We start from the raw sequence: 5,723 nt of genomic DNA, 5'->3' as shown, positions 1-5,723 counted from the left end.
AAAAGAAAAGCCGAGAGTGCCCATTGCAGCAAAATTAGTGGCTAACCTTTTGGAATCGGCAGGAGCTACACGTATTATCACAATGGATTTACACGCGGATCAAATCCAAGGTTTTTTTGAACGACCCGTGGATCATTTGTATGCTTCGACCATTTTCTTACCTCATCTTCATAGTTTAGGACTTGAAAATTTGTGCATGGCATCACCCGATATGGGAGGTTCAAAAAGAGCTTACGCTTACTCTAAGTACCTGAACAGCGATGTGGTGATATGCTACAAACAACGCAAGAAGGCAAATGTCATAGAGACGATGGAGCTTATTGGAGAGGTGAAAGGAAAGAACGTAATTTTAGTGGATGACATGGTTGACACTGCAGGAACCTTGGTAAAAGCAGCTGAAATAATGAAAGAACGGGGAGCTATCAGCGTTCGTGCAGTCGCTACACATGGTCTTTTGAGCGGTGGAGCTTATGAAAGAATAGAAAAATCTGAATTAGAGGAACTTATCATTACAGATTCTATTCCTTTGAAACAGGAAAGTCCCAAAATTAAAGTATTGAGTTGTGCCGATTTGTTTGCTGAAGTGATGCACCGCGTACATGAAAACAACTCTATTAGCTCAAAATTTATTATGTAAATAATTTAATAACTAAATATATTTTTTAAATGAAATCAATTACAATCAAAGGATCTCAAAGAGAAAGCGTGGGCAAAGCAGCAACAAAAGCCTTACGTAATGCTGGACAGGTACCTTGCGTGTTATACGGAGGAGACAATGTTTTGCATTTTGCTGCACCAGATTTAGCATTCAAAAGCATCGTTTACACTCCAAACGTGTACACTGCTACGATTGAATTAGAGGGAAAAACGTATAGTGCTATTTTGCAAGACATTCAGTTTGACCCAGTTACTGACAAAATACTTCATATCGATTTCTATCAATTACATGAAAACAAAGAAATCACTATTGAGGTGCCAATCCAAATTACTGGAACTTCTCCAGGAGTTATGGCAGGTGGGGTGTTGCGTGTTGTTAACCGTAAACTGAAAGTAAAAGCTCTTCCTTCTAAATTGCCAGATTTCGTAAATGTTGATATTTCTGGTATGGAAATGGGTCAAAAATTCTATGTTACGAAATTACAACAAGACGATTACAAAGTAATGCATCCAGACAATACGGTTGTTTGTCAGGTGAGAATCTCACGTGCTGCAATGAAAGCTGCTCAAGAGGCTGCAAAAGCAGAAAAAGGAGGCAAGAAAAAATAATCTCCAAAATTGAATATAACGAAAAACCTCTCTTAAAAAAGGGAGGTTTTTTCATTTCATAAGAACTTGTTTTTCTGCAATGTTTACTAATGACCCATAATACTCTCTACATCGCTCCAAAAATCAGGGTACGACTTGGAAACCACCTCTGAATTATTGATTGTAATATTGCTTTTTAAACACAATGAGGCAAATGCCATCGCCATTCGGTGGTCATCGTAGGTATCTATTGCTGTATCAGGACGAATTTCTTTACATCTGTTCAAATGCAAAGATTCAGCGGTAACTTTAACAACACCTCCAAGTTTGGTAAGCTCTGTTTTTAAGGCCTGTAAACGATCAGTTTCTTTGATTTTTAGCGTATGTAATCCTGTTAAATCACATGAAAGTCCTAAGCCAAAGCAGGTGATAGCAATAGTTTGTGCAATATCAGGAGTATTTCGTAAATCACACGAAAAATGGCTTTGTTTTGGAGTATGTTTTTTTTGCAAACGGATTTCATTGCCTAAAAAAATGGTTTCTACTCCAAAAAACGAATATATTTCTGACAAAATACTATCTCCTTGTAAACTGGATTGTTTATAACTCCGTAGATGTATGCTCGTTTCAATATCTGACAAAGCAATGAAAGAATACCAGTAGGAAGCCGAACTCCAGTCAGATTCTACAACAAGTGTTTTATTTACAGTCAATTGTAGCGGATGTATCACTATTGTAGTTCCGTCAAACGATGTGGTAACTCCTATTTCATCAAGTAGTTGGAGTGTCATTTTGATATAAGGCAAAGAAGTTGATTTTCCTAACAACCGAATTATCAACCCTTTATCTAAAGAAGGAGCTATGAGCATCAAGGCTGAGATGTATTGACTACTGACTTCCGATGGAATGCTGACCTCATTGTTGCAAAGTTTTCTTCCTACAATTTTCAATGGAGGGAATCCTTCACTTTCAAGATAGGTAATTTCTGCTCCCAAGGATTGCAACGCCTCAACCAAAATATGTATCGGGCGTTCTTTCATACGTGAAGAGCCTGTCAAAACGACTTTTTTCCCTTCTTGTGAGGCAAAAAAAGCTGTCAGAAAACGCATTGCTGTCCCTGCATGGTGAATGTCAATGGTTCCATTTCCTTTTTCAAGGGCAGCAATCATCACTTGGGAATCATCAGAATTGGACATATTTACAATTTCTAACTGCGGAAAAAGAGCTTGTAGAAGTAATAATCGATTGGTCTCAGACTTTGAGCCTGAAATAAAGATAGTCTTGCCTGATTTTAGGTGTGTTTTATTTAGCTTTTTAATCATAACTAAAATAGAATAACTCTTGATCCTTTTCCTTTGTTACCTCCTACTTTGTTGAGTTTATAGGTAAAAGTAAGCATAAAATATTGCTTCAACATGAGCCTTTGAGAATCCTGTACGTAATCCTCTGTAATAATTCGAGACGAATCGACAGTTTGATTCAAAATATCAAAGGCTTTCAACTGAATCGTTGCTTTATCTTCTAGGAATTTGTATCCAACACTCGCATTCCAATAGAGGTACCCTTTGCGGAAGCCTTCGCCCATGTAAGGCAAATAGGAGTAGGAAAAATCGCTTCCGACGACCACATTTTTAGGCACATAGGAGGTTATTCTCAAACCTGTACGATGTTGTGTGTAATTCTGATTTTCAAACACTTTCGAATCATAGCGAGCTACATTAAACACAGGATTATAGGTCAGTTCTATATTAATTTTCTCATCATAATCGTATCCCAAAGAACTTCTTAAACTTAAAGAATAATTGGTCAAAGCATAGCGAGTCCCATTACTGAATTGATTATTTTCTCGAATACTTGAAAAAGTACCCAAGCCGTATTTCAACTTATTTTTATCCCACTTATTGGATTTATTATAATCAATTCCAAACATGAGGGAATAATCGCCATCAATGTTGGTGTAAGTGGTTCTCCGGGTCAAATCATCATTGGTTAATGTGATGGAAGTAATCTTATCTTCGCTTAAATAAGCATTGAACCATAGAAAATATCCTGTACGGGTTTCCCAGTTGAAGTTACTAAAATCTGCTCGAATACTATGTTCAAAAGTTGGTCGTAAATCGGGATTTCCTGTGAAGGTGTGCAAAGGATTATTCACATTATCAATGGGTTGTAGCTGATTTACGGACGGCACTTGGGTACTGGAATCATAGCGAACCGACATATTCTTTCCGCGTTGAAACTCATAGCGAAGACTGGTTTCTACTGAGAAATTGGTAAAGGTCCTATCTAAGTCCAATTCTCTCAAGAAATCTTGATTTTCAATACGATTACTAACCAAACTCACTCCTCCACTCCATCGAACTTTATCCTTATTCCACTCTAATCCTACCGATGGGCGCTGTTGGGTGTTTTGGGTAATAAAGTCAGAACTCAACGCCGTATTGAAGTTCACATAGTTACCACTCAGATTTGCATCATAAGTGTCTACATCGTTTTTAATATTGGTTTTCGAAAAAACATATTCCCCTCTTACAAAAAAAGTCTTGGCTATGGGATAACGAAAGCTCGTTCGAAGTCTATACTGGTCACTTGTGTTGTTAGCTTCTTGTTGTTGATCACGAACTTGCACCGAAGGATTAGCCCCAAATACCTCTGTGCGATTATCAATTTGTTGGAATCGTTCCGAGCGACTGTTTGAGTTTTCAAAGCCAATTCCCCAAAAACCACGTCCTTTGAAACGACGACGCAGTGAAACATAGTTATTAAAATTCACATTGTTTGTCTGAGCTTGGTTGGTGGACTCACTGCTATTGACAAGGGTACGATTGCTGTTCAACGATTGCTCCATACTTCGGCTACTGCTATGTGCATTGTTAATCCCTAAATTAGGGCTTACCTCAATCTGTGTGAGTGAATCTAATTTGTATTCCAAGGAAGCTCGTACCGAATGATTATCATTCCACGAATTACCCCAATGTTCTCTATCTGAAAAATAATGACGATTGGGCAGAGTTGTTTCTCGCAGACTCTTGGTGTGATTTTCATTATCTGAATGTGTAAAAAGGTAATTTGCATCTACTTCCATATTTTTTGCATAAGTATCTGCATAATTCATACCCGCGGAGTGCGAAACATTAAGACCTTCGCTACTTCCTCCAAAAGAAACTCCATTAATCGAAAAACTTGATCCCGACATCGAAATGGTTCGTGTTCCTCGAAATCCACGTGACATCATTCCGTAAATTTCATCAAACTCAAAACCTGCGGAATTGATATTGTTGGAACTTGCTAAAACCGACACCCGAGTTTTATCTTTAAAATAATTCCCAATGCCACTGAATTCATAACGATCCTTGGTTCCATAACCTGCCGTTACACGTCCAAAAACACCTTTATTTTTATCTTCTTTAAGTACAATATTAATTGATTTATTATCGGAAGTACTTTCCTGACGAGTAAATTTCTGCTCTTTAGTTTTGGTGTCACTTACCTGAATTTTCTTCACAATGTCCTTTGTAAGATTTCGTGTAGCTGTTTTTACATCATTAAAAAAAGGCTTCCCATTTACCAAAAGCTCGTTCACCGCTACCCCATTTACAGTTATATTTCCACTGGCATCAACCTCTACTCCTGGTAAATTTTTAAGTAATTCCTCCACGGTAGCGTCGGGTCGCAATTTAAATGCGTCAGCGTTAAATTCTAATGTATCTTTTTTTACGGTAATAGGAATTGCCTCCGAAGTTACTGTGACACTTTCTAATTCAAAAGCTTTTGCTTCTAACTCTATTTTTCCTAAATCAAGGCGTGGCTTCGGAGTTTCAATACGCTTTTTAAACGTCGCATTTCCGACATGGGAAATTATCAAATTCAAAAAATCATCACTTGACTTTCCTTTTAATGTAAATTTACCTTTGGCATCTGAAATAGTATAATTCACTAAGATAGAGTCTTTTACCGTCCTCACAAAAACCGTTGCGGCTTCCACAGGCTTTTGGGTTTCTTTGTCATAGATTTCTCCCACAATGGTAAATTGCTGAGCTGACATTCCTATGCTCAGTAAAAAAAAACATATTCCGATCAATCTCTTCATAGTAAAATGTTTTTATTGGTAATTGATTGTTTAAAATATAGACTTTGCAAAATAAATGAATTTAAATGATTTCATTGTATTGCAATTCATTTTTTTTGTTACATTCACAACAAATAGTATTTTTTTAAACTGTATACAAATTCCAAAGAACTCTTACTTTCCATAGAACCCCACTTTTTGTAATTCAAAAAAGCTCTGGAAAATAATCATTGAAGCATATTTTGTTTTTACAGTCAAAAATATTTCATTAAACTTAATGTCAAACTTTTTATTTGATTATTAGCTTCCAAACTTTAGCAAATAAAAAAGAGATTACCCGTTTAGGATAATCTCTCTTTCTCTTATTCAGTCAGTGTGGTTACTTCTTAATATACAACCAACTTCCTTT

At 36.7% G+C, this 5,723-nt stretch carries 4 protein-coding genes; 2 read left to right on the top strand and 2 right to left on the bottom strand.

Features of this window, described 5'->3' with window-relative positions; genetic code table 11:
* Window positions 1-637: ribose-phosphate diphosphokinase (prs, locus tag CCAND38_RS10060; protein WP_042345178.1), on the top strand; the 637-nt coding region annotated here is incomplete at its 5' end.
* A gap of 29 nt (window positions 638-666) precedes the next feature.
* Window positions 667-1,266: a 50S ribosomal protein L25/general stress protein Ctc gene (locus CCAND38_RS10055; RefSeq protein WP_042008273.1), complete on the top strand. Its 600-nt coding sequence runs from the start codon at window positions 667-669 to the stop codon at window positions 1,264-1,266.
* An 86-nt stretch (window positions 1,267-1,352) separates the two neighbouring features.
* On the opposite strand, the gene CCAND38_RS10050 is transcribed toward CCAND38_RS10055, so the two are convergent.
* Both CCAND38_RS10050 and CCAND38_RS10045 read right to left on the bottom strand, forming a co-directional pair.
* The gene (locus CCAND38_RS10050; protein WP_042345176.1) at window positions 1,353-2,567 is read right to left on the bottom strand and encodes a carboxyvinyltransferase; all 1,215 of its coding nucleotides are present in this window, start codon (window positions 2,565-2,567) and stop codon (window positions 1,353-1,355) included.
* A gap of 2 nt (window positions 2,568-2,569) precedes the next feature.
* A complete protein-coding gene (locus CCAND38_RS10045; RefSeq protein ID WP_042345172.1) occupies window positions 2,570-5,335 on the bottom strand; it encodes an outer membrane beta-barrel protein in 2,766 nt (921 codons plus the stop codon).
* Between the last annotated feature and the right edge of the window lie 388 nt (window positions 5,336-5,723).

Source organism: Capnocytophaga canis (genome assembly GCF_000827555.1).
Taxonomy (GTDB): Bacteria; Bacteroidota; Bacteroidia; order Flavobacteriales; family Flavobacteriaceae; genus Capnocytophaga; species Capnocytophaga canis.
Note: the sequence above shows the minus strand (reverse complement) of the source record. Positions and strands in the feature narration are given on the sequence as shown.